This window comes from Actinoplanes sp. NPDC051851, assembly GCF_040681165.1.
In the GTDB taxonomy this organism is placed as follows: domain Bacteria; phylum Actinomycetota; class Actinomycetes; order Mycobacteriales; family Micromonosporaceae; genus Actinoplanes.
The window spans coordinates 165,804-183,428 of sequence record NZ_JBFAYF010000012.1 but is presented as its reverse complement, the minus strand read 5'-3'; the positions used below and the strand labels follow the sequence as shown (position 1 = coordinate 183,428).

At 71.3% G+C, this 17,625-nt stretch carries 21 protein-coding genes; 8 read left to right on the top strand and 13 right to left on the bottom strand.

Annotated features, from left to right (window positions below; all coding sequences use genetic code 11):
• Positions 1–444 precede the first annotated feature (444 nt).
• Positions 445–1,701, bottom strand: a complete 1,257-nt coding sequence (gene tyrS, locus AB0M08_RS15280; protein WP_364492882.1) for a tyrosine--tRNA ligase — start codon at positions 1,699–1,701, stop codon at positions 445–447.
• 61 nt (positions 1,702–1,762) lie between these two features.
• On the opposite strand from tyrS, the gene AB0M08_RS15275 reads away from it, so the two are divergent.
• Complete coding sequence (locus tag AB0M08_RS15275; RefSeq protein WP_364492880.1) at positions 1,763–2,551, top strand: UDP-galactose-lipid carrier transferase; 789 nt, start codon at positions 1,763–1,765, stop codon at positions 2,549–2,551.
• Between the two features lie 27 nt (positions 2,552–2,578).
• On the top strand, positions 2,579–3,103 hold the full coding sequence (locus AB0M08_RS15270) for a hypothetical protein (protein WP_364492878.1): 525 nt from the start codon (positions 2,579–2,581) through the stop codon (positions 3,101–3,103).
• A gap of 55 nt (positions 3,104–3,158) precedes the next feature.
• Here AB0M08_RS15270 and ptsP read toward each other — a convergent pair whose 3' ends face one another.
• From ptsP to AB0M08_RS15230, 8 genes are all read right to left on the bottom strand, one after another.
• Complete coding sequence (gene ptsP, locus AB0M08_RS15265) at positions 3,159–4,811, bottom strand: phosphoenolpyruvate--protein phosphotransferase (RefSeq protein WP_364492876.1); 1,653 nt, start codon at positions 4,809–4,811, stop codon at positions 3,159–3,161.
• Positions 4,801–5,079, bottom strand: coding sequence for an HPr family phosphocarrier protein (locus AB0M08_RS15260; RefSeq protein WP_364492874.1), 279 nt, complete (start codon positions 5,077–5,079; stop codon positions 4,801–4,803). Before AB0M08_RS15260 ends, ptsP begins: the two co-directional genes overlap by 11 nt.
• Positions 5,080–5,099: 20 nt before the next feature.
• Complete coding sequence (locus AB0M08_RS15255; RefSeq protein WP_364492872.1) at positions 5,100–6,140, bottom strand: zinc-dependent dehydrogenase; 1,041 nt, start codon at positions 6,138–6,140, stop codon at positions 5,100–5,102.
• Positions 6,137–6,583 (bottom strand): PTS sugar transporter subunit IIA, encoded by a 447-nt coding sequence (locus AB0M08_RS15250; RefSeq protein ID WP_364492870.1) that lies wholly within the window; start codon positions 6,581–6,583, stop codon positions 6,137–6,139. Before AB0M08_RS15250 ends, AB0M08_RS15255 begins: the two co-directional genes overlap by 4 nt.
• A complete protein-coding gene (locus tag AB0M08_RS15245) occupies positions 6,576–6,884 on the bottom strand; it encodes a PTS lactose transporter subunit IIB (protein WP_364492868.1) in 309 nt (102 codons plus the stop codon). The genes AB0M08_RS15250 and AB0M08_RS15245 overlap by 8 nt, the downstream gene beginning before the upstream one ends.
• Positions 6,885–6,913: 29 nt before the next feature.
• Positions 6,914–8,119, bottom strand: coding sequence for a PTS mannitol transporter subunit IICB (locus tag AB0M08_RS15240; RefSeq protein WP_364492866.1), 1,206 nt, complete (start codon positions 8,117–8,119; stop codon positions 6,914–6,916).
• A gap of 91 nt (positions 8,120–8,210) precedes the next feature.
• Entirely contained in the window at positions 8,211–9,152 is a 942-nt protein-coding gene (locus AB0M08_RS15235; RefSeq protein WP_364492864.1) for a 1-phosphofructokinase family hexose kinase, read from the bottom strand.
• A complete protein-coding gene (locus tag AB0M08_RS15230) occupies positions 9,149–9,910 on the bottom strand; it encodes a DeoR/GlpR family DNA-binding transcription regulator (protein WP_364492862.1) in 762 nt (253 codons plus the stop codon). Before AB0M08_RS15230 ends, AB0M08_RS15235 begins: the two co-directional genes overlap by 4 nt.
• 683 nt (positions 9,911–10,593) lie before the next feature.
• On the opposite strand from AB0M08_RS15230, the gene AB0M08_RS15225 reads away from it, so the two are divergent.
• Both AB0M08_RS15225 and AB0M08_RS15220 read left to right on the top strand, forming a co-directional pair.
• The gene (locus AB0M08_RS15225; protein ID WP_364492860.1) at positions 10,594–11,295 is read left to right on the top strand and encodes a hypothetical protein; all 702 of its coding nucleotides are present in this window, start codon (positions 10,594–10,596) and stop codon (positions 11,293–11,295) included.
• A gap of 41 nt (positions 11,296–11,336) precedes the next feature.
• Complete coding sequence (locus tag AB0M08_RS15220; protein ID WP_364492858.1) at positions 11,337–11,909, top strand: redoxin domain-containing protein; 573 nt, start codon at positions 11,337–11,339, stop codon at positions 11,907–11,909.
• A gap of 20 nt (positions 11,910–11,929) precedes the next feature.
• On the opposite strand, the gene AB0M08_RS15215 is transcribed toward AB0M08_RS15220, so the two are convergent.
• From AB0M08_RS15215 to AB0M08_RS15205, 3 genes are read right to left on the bottom strand one after another with little or no spacing between them, the layout of a single operon-like run.
• Positions 11,930–12,577: a nucleoside monophosphate kinase gene (locus AB0M08_RS15215; protein ID WP_364492856.1), complete on the bottom strand. Its 648-nt coding sequence runs from the start codon at positions 12,575–12,577 to the stop codon at positions 11,930–11,932.
• A gap of 58 nt (positions 12,578–12,635) precedes the next feature.
• On the bottom strand, positions 12,636–13,277 hold the full coding sequence (locus tag AB0M08_RS15210) for a hypothetical protein (RefSeq protein WP_364492854.1): 642 nt from the start codon (positions 13,275–13,277) through the stop codon (positions 12,636–12,638).
• A gap of 39 nt (positions 13,278–13,316) precedes the next feature.
• Positions 13,317–13,958, bottom strand: coding sequence for a type II toxin-antitoxin system PemK/MazF family toxin (locus AB0M08_RS15205; RefSeq protein WP_364492852.1), 642 nt, complete (start codon positions 13,956–13,958; stop codon positions 13,317–13,319).
• 164 nt (positions 13,959–14,122) lie between these two features.
• On the opposite strand from AB0M08_RS15205, the gene AB0M08_RS15200 reads away from it, so the two are divergent.
• The gene (locus tag AB0M08_RS15200) at positions 14,123–15,079 is read left to right on the top strand and encodes a hypothetical protein (protein WP_364492850.1); all 957 of its coding nucleotides are present in this window, start codon (positions 14,123–14,125) and stop codon (positions 15,077–15,079) included.
• A gap of 10 nt (positions 15,080–15,089) precedes the next feature.
• On the opposite strand, the gene AB0M08_RS15195 is transcribed toward AB0M08_RS15200, so the two are convergent.
• Positions 15,090–15,326 carry a hypothetical protein gene (locus tag AB0M08_RS15195; protein WP_364492848.1) on the bottom strand — a complete coding sequence of 79 codons (237 nt, stop codon included), beginning with the start codon at positions 15,324–15,326 and terminating at the stop codon, positions 15,090–15,092.
• 163 nt (positions 15,327–15,489) lie between these two features.
• Here AB0M08_RS15195 and AB0M08_RS15190 point away from each other — a divergent pair, with 163 nt between their 5' ends.
• The 3 genes from AB0M08_RS15190 to AB0M08_RS15180 all read left to right on the top strand — a co-directional run bounded on the left by AB0M08_RS15190 (position 15,490) and on the right by AB0M08_RS15180 (position 17,621).
• Positions 15,490–16,491 (top strand): helix-turn-helix transcriptional regulator, encoded by a 1,002-nt coding sequence (locus AB0M08_RS15190; RefSeq protein ID WP_364492846.1) that lies wholly within the window; start codon positions 15,490–15,492, stop codon positions 16,489–16,491.
• Entirely contained in the window at positions 16,484–16,690 is a 207-nt protein-coding gene (locus AB0M08_RS15185) for a DUF397 domain-containing protein (RefSeq protein ID WP_364492844.1), read from the top strand. The genes AB0M08_RS15190 and AB0M08_RS15185 overlap by 8 nt, the downstream gene beginning before the upstream one ends.
• Before the next feature lie 145 nt (positions 16,691–16,835).
• Positions 16,836–17,621 (top strand): CAP domain-containing protein, encoded by a 786-nt coding sequence (locus AB0M08_RS15180; RefSeq protein WP_364492842.1) that lies wholly within the window; start codon positions 16,836–16,838, stop codon positions 17,619–17,621.
• Positions 17,622–17,625 lie beyond the last annotated feature (4 nt).

The following is a 17,625-nucleotide window of genomic DNA, read 5'->3' as shown; positions in this document are numbered from 1 at the left end:
TCTCCAACCCATCCCCAAAGAGATAGGCCGGGGTAATGCCATATTGGCACTGGCTTATCAAGCACCCTGTTGAGTTCTCAAAGAACAACCGCACACCTTCGAACGATCCGCATTTCCGCGGCCCGTTCCCCGGGGCACTCGCTCTACTTTACTCTCTCGTTTTCCGCTCCGTCAAATCCGCGTTTTCGTGGTCGAAACCAGTCGCGAATTCGAAGGAATCAAGAATCCGTTCGAGTCCCGCGAAACAGTACACGGTGATTCACCGTAACTATTTCTTGGGGTCTGCCCCAGGACGGCCGCTCCGGGCCTCTTTCGAGTCCCGCTCGCTCGCCCGTCTCCCTGGCGGCTTGGAAAACATTACAGGCTCGTGTCCCGGACACCAAATCGGCCCGCCGCGACGTGGGTCACAGCGGGCCGATCATGAAAAAAGCACAGGTCAGCGGGTCATTTGACGATCTCGACGCCGGCGAACGTGCGCTTGCCCCGGCGGAGGACCAGGAAGCGGCCGTGCAGCAACGCCGATTCCGGGATCACGGCCTCACCGTCGGTGATCCGCTCGTTGTTCACGTACGCCCCGCCCTCGGTGATCGTGCGGCGGGCCTCGTTGGCGCTGGCCACCAGACCCGACTCCTTGAGCAGCGCACCCGCCGGGGGCAGCTCACCCCGTACGGTGAAAAGCCCTGCCTCGGAAAGCGCGGCACGCAGCGTCTCCGCGGAGAGCTCTTCCAGGGACCCGCGCCCGAAGAGCGCCTGGCTCGCCGCGACGGCCTGGCGCGCCTCCTCCGCACCGTGCACCAGCGCGGTGAGCTCCTCGGCCAGGGCACGCTGCGCGAGACGGGCCTGAGGACGCTCCGCGGTCGCCTTCTCCAGCTCCTCCAGCTCCTCCCGGGACTTGAAGCTGAAGTACTTCAGGTACCGGCTCACGTCGCGGTCGTCGCTGTTGATCCAGAACTGGTAGAACGCGTACGGGCTGGTCATGGCCGGGTCGAGCCAGACCGCGCCGCCCTCGGTCTTGCCGAACTTGGTGCCGTCCGCCTTGAGCACCAGCGGGGTGACGAAGGCGTGCACCGGGCCGGCGCCGCGACGCCGGACGAAGTCGACGCCGGCGGTGATGTTGCCCCACTGGTCGGAGCCGCCGAACTGCAGCGAGCAGCCGTTGCGCACGTGCAGCTGGTAGAAGTCGTTCGCCTGGAGCAGCTGGTAGCTGAACTCGGTGAAGCTGATGCCGCTCTCCAGGCGGTTGCGGACCACGTCCCGGGCCAGCATCTTGTTGACCGGGAAGTGCTTACCGACGTCCCGCAGGAACTCGATCACCGACATCGGGCCGGTCCAGTCGAGGTTGTTGACCGGGATCGCCGCGTTCTCCCCGTCGTAGGTGACGAAGGGGGCGAGCTGCTCGCGGATCCGGAGCACCCAGGCCTCGACCACCTCCGGCGGGTTCAGCGTGCGCTCGGCGGACTCGCGCGGGTCGCCGATCTGTCCGGTCGCGCCGCCGACCAGCAGCAGCGGCCGGTGCCCGGCCCGCTGGAGCCGGCTGGCGGTGAGGACCTGCATGAGGTGACCGACGTGCAGCGAGGCGGCGGTGGGGTCGAAGCCCACGTAGAACGTGATCGAGCCGTCGTCGAGCGCTTTGCGCAGCTCGTCGGGGTCGGTCGAGTCCTGGATCAGTCCGCGCCACTGCAGGTCGTCTACGAAAGTCACGCCACGGATTGTCCCGCACCGCTCGCTGCGGAGCACACCGGGTTTCGGGGATGCTGAGCGGATGGGTCACCTGGGTAGTGCCGAACCACCGGTCGAGATCTCGAAGAAGAAGGCCGTGGCCCGCCTCGCCGCGGCGCAGCAGCGGTTACTGCGGTTGCGACTGCTGCTCGGCGGGCAGATCGGGCGCAAGACGATCGGGCCGCCGCTCTGCGTGCTCTTCGAGGGGTGGGACGCGTCTGGCAAGGGCGGCGCGATCAAACGACTGACCGCGCCGCTGGATCCCCGGCACGTCCGGGTGTCGCAGTTCGCCGCGCCGACGTACGACGAGAAGCGGCACCACTTCCTGCAGCGCTTCTGGAACGTCCTTCCGGGCCGGGGCGGGATGACCGTGCTGGACCGCTCCTGGTACGGCCGGGTGCTGGTGGAGCGGGTCGAGGGCTTCGCGACCGGGGAGCAGTGGAAGCGGGCGTACGACGAGATCGTGGAGTTCGAGCGGACGCTGACCGCCGAGGGCATGATCCTGATCAAGTTCTGGATGCACGTCTCGGACGAGGAGCAGCTCCGCCGGTTCCGGGACCGGGCCGGTGATCCGCTGCGGACGTGGAAGCTCACCGACGAGGACTGGCGGAACCGGGAGAAGCGTGCGGAGTACGAGAAGGCGATCGAGGAGATGCTCGACCGCACCGACCGCCCGAAGGCACGCTGGCTGGTGGTCCCGGGCGACGAGAAGCCGTACGCCCGGCTGGCCGTGGTCGAGCACGTCTGCCACACCATCGAGAACAAGCTGGCCAAACGCGGCTACGACCTCTCCGAGGCAGCCTTGGACAACGGGCGCGTTTTACCTGATTAGCACGTTTTTGACCGATATGCTCTGTGGATGACCATGAGCAGGAAATTCCCATCCCGCGGGCTGCGGACAGTCGCCCTGCTGGTCGGCTTCGCCGGCGCCACCATCGGTGGCGCCGGGGCCGCCGTCGCGGCGGAACCGGCGGCCGCGGTCGTGCCACCGGGAACCACGGCGCCGGCCAAGTCCACGACGAAGCAGGCGACCGCGATCGCGGTGATCCGGACCGGCGGCATCAGCGGTGACCGGTCGATCTACGCGCTGGCCGGCAAGGGTGGCAACAAGCAGTCCCTCGAGGCCTACCGCCTCGCGTCCAGTGCGGCGTTCCTCGCGGTCAAGCCGCGATACGTCGCCAAGAACGCCTGCTGTGACCGGTTCTCGTACCAGATCGAGGTCGGCTACAGCGACGGCACCAAGAAGAAGCTCACCGTCCTGGAGGGCACGCCCGGGACACCGAAGGTGGTGAACGATCTGATCCGCGCGGTGACGAGCGTGCCGCCGCCGAAGATCGTCATGCCGACGGTGCCGAAGTTCCCGGCCGGCTTCCCGTTCTCCTGATCCGGCACCTCCGAGCGAGTCCCGCCTGCGCCGTTCGGGCGCAGGCGGGAACAGTTCAGCCGACCAGCTTCCGTGCCTGGGCAGCGTCCGGCGCGGAGACCGCGAGCCCGGCCAGGCGGCGGCACTCCTCGTACGTGTGCCGGGCCAGCGAGGCGCGTACCGCCGGCAGTGCCCGCGGTGACATCGACAGGCTGGTGACGCCGAGCCCGGCCAGCACCGGGGCGAGACCCGGATCCGCGGCCGCCTCGCCGCACACCCCGACCGGTTTCCCGGACTCCCGGCCGGCCTCCCCGCAGATCGCGATGAGCTGCAGCAGCGCGGGCTGCCACGGATCCAGCAGGTCGGCCAGGTCGCCGCACATCCGGTCGGCGGCGAAGGTGTACTGGCTCAGGTCGTTGGTGCCGATACTGAGGAAGTCGACCACCCCGAGCAGGTCGGCGGCGCGCAGCGCGGCGGCCGGCACCTCGATCATCACGCCCGCCGTGGGCAGTCCGGCCTCGTGCACCGCCGCGGCGAAGTCGGCCGCCTCGGTGACCGTGGAGACCATCGGCGCCATCACCCAGACGTCGGCGTCGCACTCACCCGCCGCCGCGGCGATCGCCGCCAGCTGGGTGGTGAGCACGTCCGGCCGCTGCCGGGCCACCCGCAGTCCGCGTACGCCCAGCGCCGGGTTCGGTTCGCCCTCCTGGTTCAGGAAGGGCAGCGGCTTGTCGGCGCCCGCGTCGAGCGTGCGGATCACCACCCGCCGGCCCGCCATCGCCCGGAAGACCTCCCGGTAGGCGACGGTCTGCTCCTCCAGCGTCGGCTCGGTCCCCCGGTCCAGGAAGAGCAGCTCGGTGCGGAAGAGACCCACCCCTTCCGCGTACGCCTCGTCGGCCGCCGGGACGTTCTTGGCCGAGCCGACGTTGGCGAGCAGCTTGACCGCGTGCCCGTCCGACGTCGCTCCCGGGCCGGTGAGCCCCGCGGCCTCCGCCCCGGCCTGCGCGGCGGCCTCCCGGGTGGCGGTCACCGTGGCCTCGTCGACGTCCAGGTCGACCCGGCCGGTCGCGCCGTCCACCAGCACCAGCGTGCCCTCGGGCACGGCGAGCGCGCCGGGGCAGGCGACCACGGCGGGCAGGCCGAGGGCCCGGGCCAGGATCGCGGTGTGACTGGTCGGGCCGCCGATCTCGGTGACCAGGGCGAGCACCTGCTCGGGGTCGAGGTCGGCGGTGTCCGCGGGCGCCAGGTCCCGGGCGGCCAGCACGTACGGGTGACCGGGCTGCGGCACGCCGGGCATCGGCAGCCCGAGCAGCACGGCCACCGCGCGGTCGCGCAGGTCGTCCAGGTCGGCGACGCGTTCCGCGAGATATCCACCGGCTTCGGCGAACATCTCGCGGAACGCGCCGAAGGCGGCGTCGACGGCGTGCGGCGCGTCGCTGCCGGAGCCGATGTGCTCCTGAACCGCGTCGCGCAGCTCCTCGTCGGCCGCCATCAGGGCCTCCGCCCGCAGCACCTCGGCAACGGTGCTGTCGGTGGCCCGGTCAGCGCGGGCCTGAAGTTCGGCGACGACGGCCGCCAGGGCCGCGTACGCCCGCTCGGTCTCCGCGGCGGGGTCGCCGACCGGCGCCGGCGCGGGGAGCGCCGGCGCCGCGGCGATCCGCAGCAGTGGGCCGGCCGCGAGGCCCGCGCAGACGCCGATGCCGGAGAGGCTCACCGTCTCAGGCGGCATCGTCGGCGTCCAGGTCCCTGGCGAGCAGCGCGGCCAGGCCGTCCAGGGCCTCCTCCGCGCCGTCACCCTCGGCCTCGAGGATCACCTCGGTGCCCTTCTTGGCGCCGAGCGCGAGCACCGAGAGCATGCTCTTCGCCGGCACCGGCTTCTTCTCCCCGGTCCGGATGGTGACCTTGACCGGCGCGGCCGCGGCCGCCTCGACGAAGAGCTTGGCGGGGCGGGCGTGCAGCCCGCTCGCGGAGCCGACGGTCACCGTACGCGTGGGCATCGGTGTTCTCCTTTTCCGGACTACGGTTCGATGGTGACCTTGATGGCCTCGCCGCGGGCGACGATGCCGAACGCGTCGATCGCGCTCTCCAGCGGGAGCCGGTGCGTGATCAGGTCGGCGACCGGCACCGCGCCGGTGGCGACCAGGTCGAGCGCCTGCTTGTTGTGCGTGGGGCTGGACCCGTTGGCGCCCACGATCATCAGCTCGCGGTAGTGCACCAGGTTCGAGTCGCAGGTGATGGTCGGGTTGTCCTTGGGCAGCCCGCCGAAGAAGCTGATCCGGCCCTGCCGGGCGGCCATCTGGATCGCCTGCTCCTGCGCCTTGCCGGAGGCGGCCGCCGTGATGATCACGTCGGCACCGCGGCCGTCGGTCAGCTTCAGGACCTCCTCGATCGGGTCGACCTCGGCGGCACAGATCGCGGCGTCCGGCTTGACCAGGTTCGCGGCCATCTCCAGGCGCTGACGGCTCAGCTCGACCAGGAAGACCCGGGCGGCGCCGCGGGCGCGGGCCAGCCGGACGTGCAGGCAGCCGATCGGGCCGGAGCCGATCACCACGACGTCGTCGCCCTCGCCGACCCGGGCCAGGTTCTGCGCGTTGAGGGCGCAGGCCAGCGGCTCGGCCACCGACGCCTCGGCGAACGAGACGCCCTCCGGGATCCGGTTCAGACCATCAACCTTCAGGACCTCTTTGGGTACGACCATGAACTGCGCGAAACCGCCCTCGAAGTGGTAACCCATCGAGACCTGGTTCGGGCAGATGGTCATCCGGCCACGGGCGCACTCGCCGCACTCGCCGCACGGGATGGCCGCGATGACCTGGACCCGGTCGCCCTCGGCCCAGCCCTCGACGCCCTCGCCGACCGCGACCACCTCGCCGGCGATCTCGTGGCCCATCACCCGGGGCGGGTGGATGTGGTGGTGCCCGAACTTGGAGATCTTGACGTCGGTGCCGCAGGTGGAGCAGTTCCGGACTCGGATCTTCACCTCACCGGGGCCGGCCTCGGGCTCCGGCGCGTCCTCGAAGCGGACGTCGCCGGGGGCGTGGAAACGCACGACCTTCATGAGTTGCTGTCCTCCTGTACCGGCGCGAGCAGCCGGATGACGGTGTCGGGATCGGTGGCCTCGCGCAGTTCGCGGGCCTGGTCGTCGTCGAGCAGGATCTCGGCGAGCGCGGCGAGCAGCTCGACGTGCCCGTCGCCCCTGGCGGCGATGGCGACGCAGACCGAGACCCGGTCACCACCCCACTCCACGCCGTCCGGGAAGCGGAGCACCACGAGGGCGTCCCGCTTCACCAGGTCCTTGCCGCCGAGGGTGCCGTGCGGGATGGCGACGCCCACACCGACGTACGTGGAGATGGACTGCTCCCGGGCGAGCATGGTGTCCACGTAGCCCGGGTCGACGGCGCCGATCTCGACCAGCGCCTGTCCGCAGCGGCGGATCGCGTCCTCGCGGTCCGCCGCCTTCTCCGCGAGCCGGATGCCCCGGCGGTCCAGCAGCTCAGACATTGATATCGGTGCCCTGCTGGATGGCCTTGACCACCTTGGTCACGGCCGGGTCGCCGAGGAAGATCTGGAACGGCACGATCGGCTTGCCGGGCGCGATCGAACGGGCCCGGGCGGCCAGCCCGTTGTGGCAGACAACCAGGTCGGCGTCGGCCGGGATGCTGTTCACCGGGGTGTGCTCCACCGTGACGCCGCTCTTGCCGAGCTGCTTGCGGAGCGTGCTGGCGAGCATCACGCTGCTGCCCATGCCGGCGTCGCAGGCGACGACGAGCTTGTGGATGTCCTTGCCGTTGATGGTGGCCATGACCGGGTCCTCCGTCCGAGGGGGGTTGCTTAGGCGGTTTCCTGGGTGGTGGTGACGGGCTTGCCCTCGGCGGCCGTGGGGGGCTCGGTCGCCGAGGAGTCGGTGTGCTCGGCCACGGCGTCCGGGTTCTCGGCCGCGGCGTCCGCGGCGGCCTGCTCCTCGGCCACCTCGTCGATCTCCTGGTCGGCCTTGAGCTTGCCGAAGCCGAGCAGGGCGGAGGCCACCGCGAAGGTGACCGCGGCCGCGATGATCACGCCGAGGATCATGCCGGCGTAGCCGCTCTTCGCGGTGACCGCGAAGTAGGCGAAGATGCTGCCCGGCGCCGGGGTGGCGACCGTGCCGGTCCCGGTGATCATGAAGGTGGCGACGCCGGACATGCCACCGGCGATCATCGCGAGGATCAGGCGCGGCTTCATCAGCACGTACGGGAAGTAGATCTCGTGGATGCCGCCGAAGAAGTGGATGATGATCGCGGCCGGGGTGCTGGGCCGCAGCGACTTCGGGCCGAAGAAGAGGTACGCGAGGAGCAGGCCCAGACCGGGGCCGGGGTTCGACTCGATCATGAAGAGGATCGACTTGCCCTGCTCCGCCACCTGCTGCACGCCGAGCGGCCCGAACACGCCGTGGTTGATCGCGTTGTTCAGGAAGAGCACCTTGGCCGGCTCGACCAGGATCGAGGCGAGCGGCATCAGGCTGTGGTCGAGCAGCCAGTCGACGGCGTTGCCGGCCGCCTTGGTGAGCCCGTCGACGACCGGGCCGATGGCGAGCTTGCCGAGGATGGCGAACGCGCCGCCGATGATGCCGGCGGAGAAGTTGTCGACCAGCATCTCGAAGCCGGGGCGGATCCGGTCCTCGATCGCGTTGTCGAACTTCTTCAGCACCCACGCGGTGAGCGGGGCGATGAGCATGGCACCGAGGAACATCGGCACGTCCGCGCCGACCACGACGCCGAAGGTGGCGATCGCGCCGACCACGGCGCCGCGCTGGCCGTGCACGATCCGGCCGCCGGTGTAACCGATCAGCACCGGGAGCAGGTACTTGATCATCGGGTCGACGAGTTCGGCCAGCGTCGCGTTCGGAATCCAGCCGACCGGGATGAAGAGGGCGGTGATCAGGCCCCAGGCGATGAGTGCGCCGATGTTGGGCATGACCATGCCGGCGAGGTGGCCGCCGAGGGTCTGCACCCGGGCCCGTATGCCGGTACCGGTGACCTCGGGGGTGTACGAAGAGGCCATGAGGGGTCTCCATTCAAGGATTGGGGTCGGCCCCCGCGCTGAAGGTGAGGTTTTATACGGGTGCGGCGGCCCAGGACGGGAAGCCGCGGACTCAGTTCCGGTGGAGTCGCCGGAGGGGATCGGGGTGGGTGTCGATCCGGACCAGGGAGCGGTCCAGATCGGCGGGGCCGGGCATCCGGCTCCCGGGGAGGCCGACCGAGGCGGAGCCCCAGGCCAGGCCTTCGATCAGGGCGGCCTCGCCGCGCGCGCCGGCCGCGAGGAAACCGGCCAGCATCGCGTCGCCGGCGCCGACCGTGCTTCGCGGCACGGTCACCGGGGCCGCGCCGGCCAGCACGCCGGAGTCCGCGACCAGCACCGCGCCGTCCGCGCCGAGGCTGGCCAGCACCGCGCCGGCGCCCGCCTTGCGCAGCTTCTCGCAGGCCTCCAGCACGTCGCCCACGGTCCGCAGCTCGCCGCCGACCGCCTCGGCGAGCTCCTCCCGGTTCGGCTTGACCAGCGCCGCGCCGGCCGCGACGCCGGCGAGCAGCGCGGGACCGCTGGAGTCGACGGCCAGCCGGGCGCCGGCGGCGACCAGTTGCTCGCAGAGCCCGGCGAAGGCCGGCAGGGAGTCGCCCGGCGGCAGGCTGCCGCAGAGCACCACCCAGTCGGCGGCGCCGGCGGCGGCCAGCACGGCGGAACTGACCTGGGCGAACTCGGCGGCGGTGAGGACCGGACCGGCCTCGTTGACCTTGGTGACCGTGCCGTCCGGCTCGGCCAGGGTGATGTTGGAACGGGTCCGCCCGGCGATCGGGACGGCCAGCATGTCGACGCCCTCACCCTTGAGCAGGTCGACGAGTTGCTCGCCCTCGGCGCCGCCGGCCGGGACGACCGCGGTGGAGCGGACCCCGTTGGCGAGCAGCGCCCGGGAGACGTTGACACCCTTGCCGCCCGGGTCGATGTGCGAGTCGACGGAGCGCAGCACCTCGCCGCGGACCAGCGCCTCGACCTCCAGAGCCCGGTCGACACTGGGGTTCAGGGTGACGGTGAGGATCATGCCTGCACCATCCGGACGCCGGCGCCCTCGACCTCGGAGGCCAGCTCGTCGTCGAGCCCGTTGTCGGTGATCAGCAGGTCCAGCTCGGCGGGGCCGCCGAACCGGGCCAGATAATCGTTGCCGATCTTGGTGTGGTCGGCGAGCAGCACCACCCGGCGGGCCGCGGCGATCATCGCGCGCTTGACCGCCGCCTCGGCCGGGTCGGGGGTGGTCATGCCGCGTTCCACGGAGAACCCGTTCGTCCCCATGAAGGCGACGTCCACGTACATCTCGGCGAGCGGGCGCAGCGCCCAGTCGTCCACAGTGGCCAGGGTCTTGCCGCGTACTCTGCCTCCGAGCAGCAGCACCGTGAGGTTGGGCTTGAGGCCGAGCAGGGCGGCCAGGACCGGGGAGTTGGTCACGACGGTGAGTTCGCGGTCGGCGGGGAGCAGCTGGGCGAGGCGGGCCGTGGTGGTCCCCGCGTCCAGGATGATCGCGCCCTCCTCCGGGATCTCGGCGAGGGCGGCCTTGGCGATCCGCTCCTTCTCGCCGATCAGCACGGTGTCGCGGGTGGCCAGGGTGGGCTCGAAGCCGAGCCGCTCCACCGGGATGGCGCCCCCGTGCACCCGGCGCAGCACACCGGCCCGCTCCAGAACGGTCAGGTCACGGCGGATCGTCTCGGCCGTCACCGTGAAACTCTCGGCCAGGGTCACCACGTCGACCCTGCCCGCGGCACGGGCACGGCGCACGATCTCCTGCTGCCGTTCCTCCGCGTACATCCACTCACCGCCCGGACTTGATTTGGCTTTGTCTTTGTTTACGCCCGACTGTGCCCGAAAGCAATATGTCAAAGAGATTTCGGTCTCCCTACCCCCCAAGTTTCTGTCCAGTAGACGGGTGCATGCTGCGATTTCGGGCGCACACGGAGTTACCCGTCACATGATCATGATTCCCGCGCCGATGCCCGGGTGTGTTGGTTTTCCGGCGGGCGGCGCGGCCCCGTCAGGCGACGGCGACGGCCTCGCGGGCGCAGGCACGGAGCCACGCGTGACCCCGCTGATCAATTCCGGCGGGGGTCTCCCCCGGCCGGGGTGGGCCCCGCCTGTCCGGGCTTGATCGACATTTCATGATCAACCGTGGGGATGATCTTCGCGGCTGGTGGTCAGGGGTGTCTCGGCGGGCTTGAGGGACCTCCGGGCACCAGCTTTCCCGGCGCGGCTGGCGTTCACGGGTCTCTCGGAGCGCCCGAGACACCCCGGATCGCCAGCCCACCGCTCTGAGGCACCCCGGATCGCCGGCCGACCAGCCGAGGCACCCCGGACCGCCGGCTCACCGCCCGCGGGGTACCGCCCGGCCGGTCCACACCCGGCGCCTCGGCCCGGACTCGGGCGAGCAGCTCGGGACCGACCGAGACCGCCACGGCATCATCGAGGGCCCCGAGCGGTGCTGGACCGACGTCGCCGTGCTGGGCGGGTTCGGCGCCGGGGCACTGCCGCTCGTGAGCTTCACCACCTACGCGCTGCGGGTCCGGGACCCGCTGCTCGACCCTCGGGTCCTCCGACTGCCCTCGATGCGCGCCGGCGCACTCGGCGCGGGGGCGACGTTCTTCGCGCTCCTCTACGCCAACGCCCAGTTCCTGCCAGATGTGAAGGGGTACTCCGCGCTGCTCACCGGGGTCGCGATCGGGCCCCTGGCGATCGGGACGGGCGCCGTCTCGCGCCGGGCGGTGCCGCCGACCCTCCGGTGCGGCCCGCGCCGGATCATCGCGACCGGGCTGGGTCTGATCGTCGGCGGGCTGTTGCTACTCTCCACCGTGGACGCCGGGACGGCGTACCCGATCCATGCGGCCCACCTGCTGCCGATGGCTGCCGGGATCGGGCTGTGCGCGCCGGCGCCGACCGGTGGGATCCTCTCCGGGCCGCCGGCCGGCGGCGTGGGCCTGGGTTCCGGGCTCAACTCGGCGGCCCGCGAGGTCGGGGCGGCCCTCGGCGTCGCGGTGATCGGGACGGTGCTCACCCAGCACCATGCGCCGCGGTCCGCGGACGGCTTCCTCAGCGGACTGACCGTGGGCTACCGGGGTACTCGCGGTCGCCGCCGTGGTCGTGGTGGCGGGCCGGCCCGCTCCGGCCCGGCAGTCATCGGAGTCTATCCCGCCGGGGTTTAGGCCCTTAAATCCTATGGGCTTAGTAGGGTAAGGTGAGCGTCATGAAGACGACCGTGCACGACCTGCGACGCGTCGACGAGGTGGCGTTCCGGGAGCTGCTCGACCGCAACGCGGTGTGGCACCGGATGGTGGCGGCCGGCGATCGCCTGCCCCTCCAGCCACTGCTCGAGGTCGACCTGGGCCCGATCCACCTGGACCGGCTGCTGCACACCGGGCCGCTCGTGCTGCTCTTCGTCCGGTACGCCGGGTCCGAGGACTGCGACGCGGCGCTCCGGGCGTACCAGGACACGCTCCTGCCGGCGCTCACCGAGCTCGACGCCCACCTGGTGGCGGTCAGCCCGCAGGCCCCGGACCGGCTGGCCCCCGTGAAGCACCGGCACGACCTCGGCTACCTGGTCGCCTCCGACCCCCGGCACCGGCTGATCGACGCGCTCAACATCGGTTTCAGCAGCCCGGCGGCGGGCCGGGTGCTCGGCACCAAGCGCTCGGTGCTGCCCTTCGCGGCCGCCGTGGTGGTGGACCGGGCGGGGGTCGTCCGCTTCGCCGAGATAAGGGCCGACTGGTCGGTCCCGATCCCGGCGGAGCGCATCGTCGAGGCGGTCCCGGCACGCTAGCCCGCGTTTCGGAACCCGGGCTAGCCCTGGTAGGACGGCAGGTTCAGCGTCTTGCGGATCGCGGCCTGGACCTCCTCGACCGGCGGGCGGGCGTCCACGTCGTGGACGACCTCCTTGCGGCGGAAGAGCTCCAGGACCGGACGGGTCTTCTCGTGGTAGTCGCGCAGCCGGGCCTCCAGGGCCTCCGGCGTGTCGTCGGCGCGGGTGACCAGCTCGTGGCCGCAGATGTCGCAGCGGCCCTCCTGCTCCGGACGGTCCGCGATCAGGTTGTAGTCCATGCCGCAGTTCGGGCAGAGACGGCGGCTGAGCACCCGGCGGCGGACCTCGTCGTCCGGGAGCTCCAGGTGGATCACCGCGTCGATGTCGTAGCTCTCCATGAAGAACTCGGCCTGCCGCCCGTTGCGCGGGAAGCCGTCGATGACGAAGCCGTAGTTCCAGTCGTGCTCGTCGAGGCGGCGGCGGACCACCGACTCGACCAGGTCGTCGCCGACCAGCTCGCCGGCCGCCATGATCCGGCGAACCTGGGCGCCGAGCTTGGTGTGGTTGCGGACGTGCCAGCGGAAGATGTCGCCGACGCTGATGTGGACCAGTTCGAGGTCACCGATCAGCATCTGGCTCTGGGTGCCCTTGCCACTGCCCTGAACGCCCATGATCACGTACTTGCGCATCTGGCCTCCCTAAGCCGTGTCTCGTGGATCACGCGAGTGCGCGGCGCGGTCCAAGGGGTCAGTCCGCCGCGCCGATCCGCAGCGGTCCGGGTGCGAGCCCGGTCAAGGTCGTGGGGTCGATGCTCCAGGCGCCGGCCACGTGGAACACGTCGCGCTCGGCGACCAGCACCGTACCCTCCTCCGGATCGAAGTCACCGGGGAGTCCGGCGTCCCGCTCCGCCGGGTCCGGGTCGCCGAACCAGGAGGTGACCTCGCCGGTCTGGCCGACGTAGCCGAAGGTGCGCACCAGGTCGCCGCCGACCGCGCGCTGCCAGCGATGAGATTCGGTCACCCGATGAGTGGCGAAGAATTGCGCTTCGGTACGCAGGAGCGCCGACAGAGCGACCAGGTCGGGGACGTGGGTGATGAGGCGGCGCCCGGCTGCCAGGATCCAGCGGGTGTTCCGGGCTCCGGGCAGCGCCGGGGTGACCACCACCCGGTCGTCGGTGAGGTGCGCCAGGTCGAGGCCGTGGCGCCAGGGTGCCGTGCCGAGGTCCCGGAACCCGAGAGCCGCCAGCACGGCAGCCTGATCGATCGCGTCCCGTCCGGCGGGCTCCGCACCATCGGCGGGCTCCGCACCATCGGCGGGCTCCGCTTCGGTGACGGCGATGGCGAGCCAGGCCTGCTTGGCGCCGAAACCGGCCATCACGTCCATATCCATGCCCGCCACGCTATCCGGCGAATGCCCCATGCCGCCCTCTTACGCCCATCCGTAATCTCGCCGCAGCTTCGCGGCCACCCGATCGAAGCGTGCCCGGTCCAGGATCGCACCCTCGCGGCGGATGCCGTCCTCCTCGACCTCGAGGACACGGTCCAGGCGGAGCCAGCTCGGACGGTTGTCACGGTCCCACTCCCCCGCGCCGAGCGCCAGCCAATTGCGCTGGCCGTCGCGCTCGCTCTGGCTGGAGAGCATCAGGCCGAGCAGCGTGGCGTCGTCGCGGCCGACGACCAGGACGGGGCGGTCCTTGCCCTGGGCGGGGTCGTCCTCGTACGGCACCCAGGTCCAGACGATCTCGCCCGGGTCCGCGTCACCGTCCAGGTTGGGGGCGTAGGCGATGGCCCGGCCGCGGTCGGCGGTCGGGACGTGGCGCGGTGGGCGGGGCTTCGGGGCGGCGGGCTTGGGCGGCGCGGGCTTCGGGCGCGCGGCGGGCTTCGGTACCGGCCTCTCCGCCTCGCGCGGGGGTGCGGGGCGCGGAGCGGGCGGGGCCGGGCGGGGCGCGGGGCGGGCGGGCGGAGGGGTGGACGGCGCCGACTTCCGGGGCGGGACGGTCCGTCCCCGCTTCGGTTCGGCGGGGGACGAGCCGAAGAGACGGCGCAGGAAGGAGATCAGCGTTTCGAGCACCGCTGAACCTTAACGCTCCCCCTCACCTGCGGCTTCCGGAGCGAATCCGGCGGGCCGGAGCCGCGGCGTTACCGCGTGGTAACAATTGTCGTCGCGCCCCGTGACGAGCCGATTCCGCGTCGATATAGTTCGTCGCCTCAGGGATGGGGCCGGGGAGCGAGCGCATGGAGCAGGCAGGGAAGCCACCCACCGGGCCGGCGGACGACGGCACGGACGATCCACAGTCGGCAGCGGAACCCCCGGGCCCGCAGGAGTCGCAGACCGCCGGGGAGGCCGAGCCGGACCCGGAGCCCGAGGCGGCGCAGACCGTCGTCCTGCCGATGACCGACGAGCTGGCGCGGCAGCTGAAGGACTCGGTCGACCGCGCCCGGGCGGCGGACGGTCCGGTGGTGCGACCGGCGACCGGGGAGAACCCGGCCGGCGCGACGACCGCCGGGGTGTCGCGTACCCGGAGATGGGCCTGGATCGTGGCGGCGGTGATGGTGCTGACCGGGGTGGCCCTGGTCCTGCCCGGCGGGGGCGGCGACGGCGCGCAGAACGTGGCGGCGACGTCGGCGGACCCGGCCGAGGCGCTCTGGCCCTCCGCCACCACGGTGGACGCGTCGGCGCCGGTGAGCGTGGCGGCCACCCACGCGGCGCGCACCGAGGACGACCTCGACGACGTCTGCGGCGGGACCTACTACCCGGCCTCGCCGAAGTACGCGGGGAAGGCGCCGCACCCGATCGTGATCAGCGCGCGGGAGCGGCTGGACCTCTCCGGGCGCACCACCCGGACGCTGAACCGGGCGGCCTTCGCCGGAACCGCGAAGGACCGGAAGACCTGGGCGCCCTCGGTCGGCAGGACGCAGCTGGTGGCCTGTCTGGATCTGCTCAGCGGGGGCACGCAGGTCGCCGAGTGCACATCGGACGACGCGAAGCCGGTCACCCTGCCGATGAAGTCCGCGAAGTACCGGCTCACGGTCTACGAGGTGCGGACCCGCCGCGAGGTGTCCACGACCACGCTGACCGGTGGGGACAAGTCCTGCCCGTGGGTGACGATCACCGGTGCGGACCACACGCTCTACACCACCGTGGACGACGACCAGCTCTACAAGGCCCTGCGCAAGCGCGCCGAAAAGTGATCCGGAGCGGTCAGACCCAGCCCAGGAAGCGTTCGTAGAGGTCGGCGGGCGGCCCGCCGCAGCCGGCCGCCCAGTCGTCGATCGCCTCGATCATGCACGAGCCCAGGTAGACCGAGAGTCCCTGCGGGAACTTCTGGTACTGCTCGGCGAGCTCGACCTTGGCGGTGGCGCACGGCCACGGCCTGCCACAGACCAGGCAGTCCCACGAGGGGCGCTCCCCCACGTGTTCGGTCCGCGGCACCAGCATATCCACTCCCCGTGATTCAGTGACTACACATCGGAGCGTTGCGTGCCCTAGGCTCGGCCTCAAGCCAGCGCGGCGAGAATCCCAGAAATGGATTCTCATCGTCTCTCTCGAGCCGATCGGATCGTCTCGTTCGAGACACTCCACGGCGAGGAAGGGTTCTGAGATGGGCGATACCGGGTCAACCGTGCCAAGGCGGCAAGTCGGGCGCCTGCTGCGGCAGCTGCGCGAGCAGGCGGGCGTCTCGCTGATGGCGGCCGCGCAGGAGCTGGAGTTCTCCCGCGCCCGGATGTACCGGATCGAGAACGGCGAGGTCCCGGTCCGCAAGCACGACGTGATCGCGATGTGCGGGGTCTACGGCGCACCCGGGCACATGACCGAGGTGCTGATCGGGCTGGCCGCCGAGTCCAAGGCGAAGGGGTGGTGGCACGCGTACGGCGACGTGGTCCCGGCCTGGTTCGAGCTCTACGTCGGCATGGAGCAGGCCGCCGGCCGGCTGCGCTCCTTCGCGCCCAGCGTGATCCCCGGGCTGCTGCAGACCCGCGAGTACGCCCAGGCCGTCTTCGCCGGATGGCACGGAACGGGCGGGACCGGCACGGAGAGCGAGACCGGCATAGCGCGCGGGACCGGCACAGCGGGCGAGACCGGCACAGGGGGACGGGACGGCGCGGAGAACGCGAGCACGGTGGCGGGCAGGGAGGCCGCGGAGAACGCCGTGGCGGTGGAGAACGCCGTCGCCGTACGTCTCGAGCGGCAGTCGCTGCTGAACCGGAACCGGCCCCAGGCGCCGCGGCTGGAGGTGATCCTCGACGAGGGTGTGCTACGCCGATCGATCCCGGACACGCTGGGCATGCAGAAGCAGCTCGCCCACCTGGTCAACGTCTCCACCCGGCCGAACATCAGCGTCCGGGTCATCCCGTTCCGCGCCGGTCCGCACAAGGCGGCCGGATGCGGCCAGTTCACCGTTCTGGAGTTCCCGGCGGTCGGCACCGCCTCCCCCGAGCCGACGACGATCTACTGCGAGAACCTCACCGGCGCGTTGTACCTGGATAAGCTCGCTGAGGTCGAGGCGTACGAGTCCATCTGGGCCCATCTCGAGGCGGTCGCCCTGAGCCAGGCCGACTCCGACGACCTCATCGGCACGATCATCGAGGAGAGCGATGGCTGATCTGACCGGTGCCGTCTGGCACAAGAGCACACGGAGCGGCGGCAACGGGGGCGACTGCGTGGAGGTCGCCCGCAATCTTCCGGGCATCGTCGCGATCCGGGACACCAAGGACCCGCACGGCGACACCCTGGTCTTCACCCACGCCGAGTGGGCCGCGTTCCTGGCCGGTGTGCGCGACGGGGAATTCGACGTATCGTGACGTCGGGATGGACGGGCCACGACCCGGTCTTATGACTGCGTGTGCCCTTCCTTAAGCATTCCTTTCCTTCGGTCACCTCGGCGAACGGCCCGCGCATAGTGATGGGGCGCCGTCCCCCCTGCCCGAGCCACCGAGGTGAATATCCGTGCCGTTCTCCGCTGCCGCCCGATTCCGGTTGACCCTGGTGGCGGGCACGACAGCCGTGGTGATCGGCTCCGGATTCACGGTGGCCGGCCTGGCGCAACATGCCGCCGAGAAGGCGAACACCGTCTCGGCGGACGTCCCGCTCGCCGCCGCCGTCTCGGCCTCCCCGGGCGGCGCGAGCGAGGGCGAACTCCTCCTCGAGGACCTCGCCTCGGCATCGCCGTCCCTGTCGGCGAGCGCATCCCCGTCGGCGTCCTCTTCCTCCGCTGCAGTGAAGAAGAAGGCGTCGTCCTCGCCGGCGAAGACCACCTCGCCCGCCGCCACCAAGACCACGAGCAAGACCGCCGCGGCGGCCGTCGCCACCGCGGACTCGATCCTCGACCAGGTGGTGGCGCACATCAACGAGGCCCGGGCCGACGAGGGGCTGGACCCGCTCACCCTGGACGACGACCTGTCGAAGGCCTCGGCGCTGCACAACCAGCTGATGATCGACGGCTGCGGGCTGTCGCACCAGTGCTCGGGCGAGTCCGGGATCGGTGACCGGTTCAGCGCGCAGGGCGTCTCGTGGAGCACCGCCGGCGAGAACATCGGGTACGCCTCCAGCGGCAGCAGCACCAGCGCGATGGTGAGCGCCGCGAACGGCCTGACCGACTCGATGCTGGCCGAGGTCGCGCCGAACGACGGTCACCGGAAGAACCTGCTGAACGCGGACTTCGACCGGATCGGGCTGAGCGTGGTCCGTGACGGCGACGGCATCACCTGGATGACCCAGGACTTCGTGGGCTAGCCCG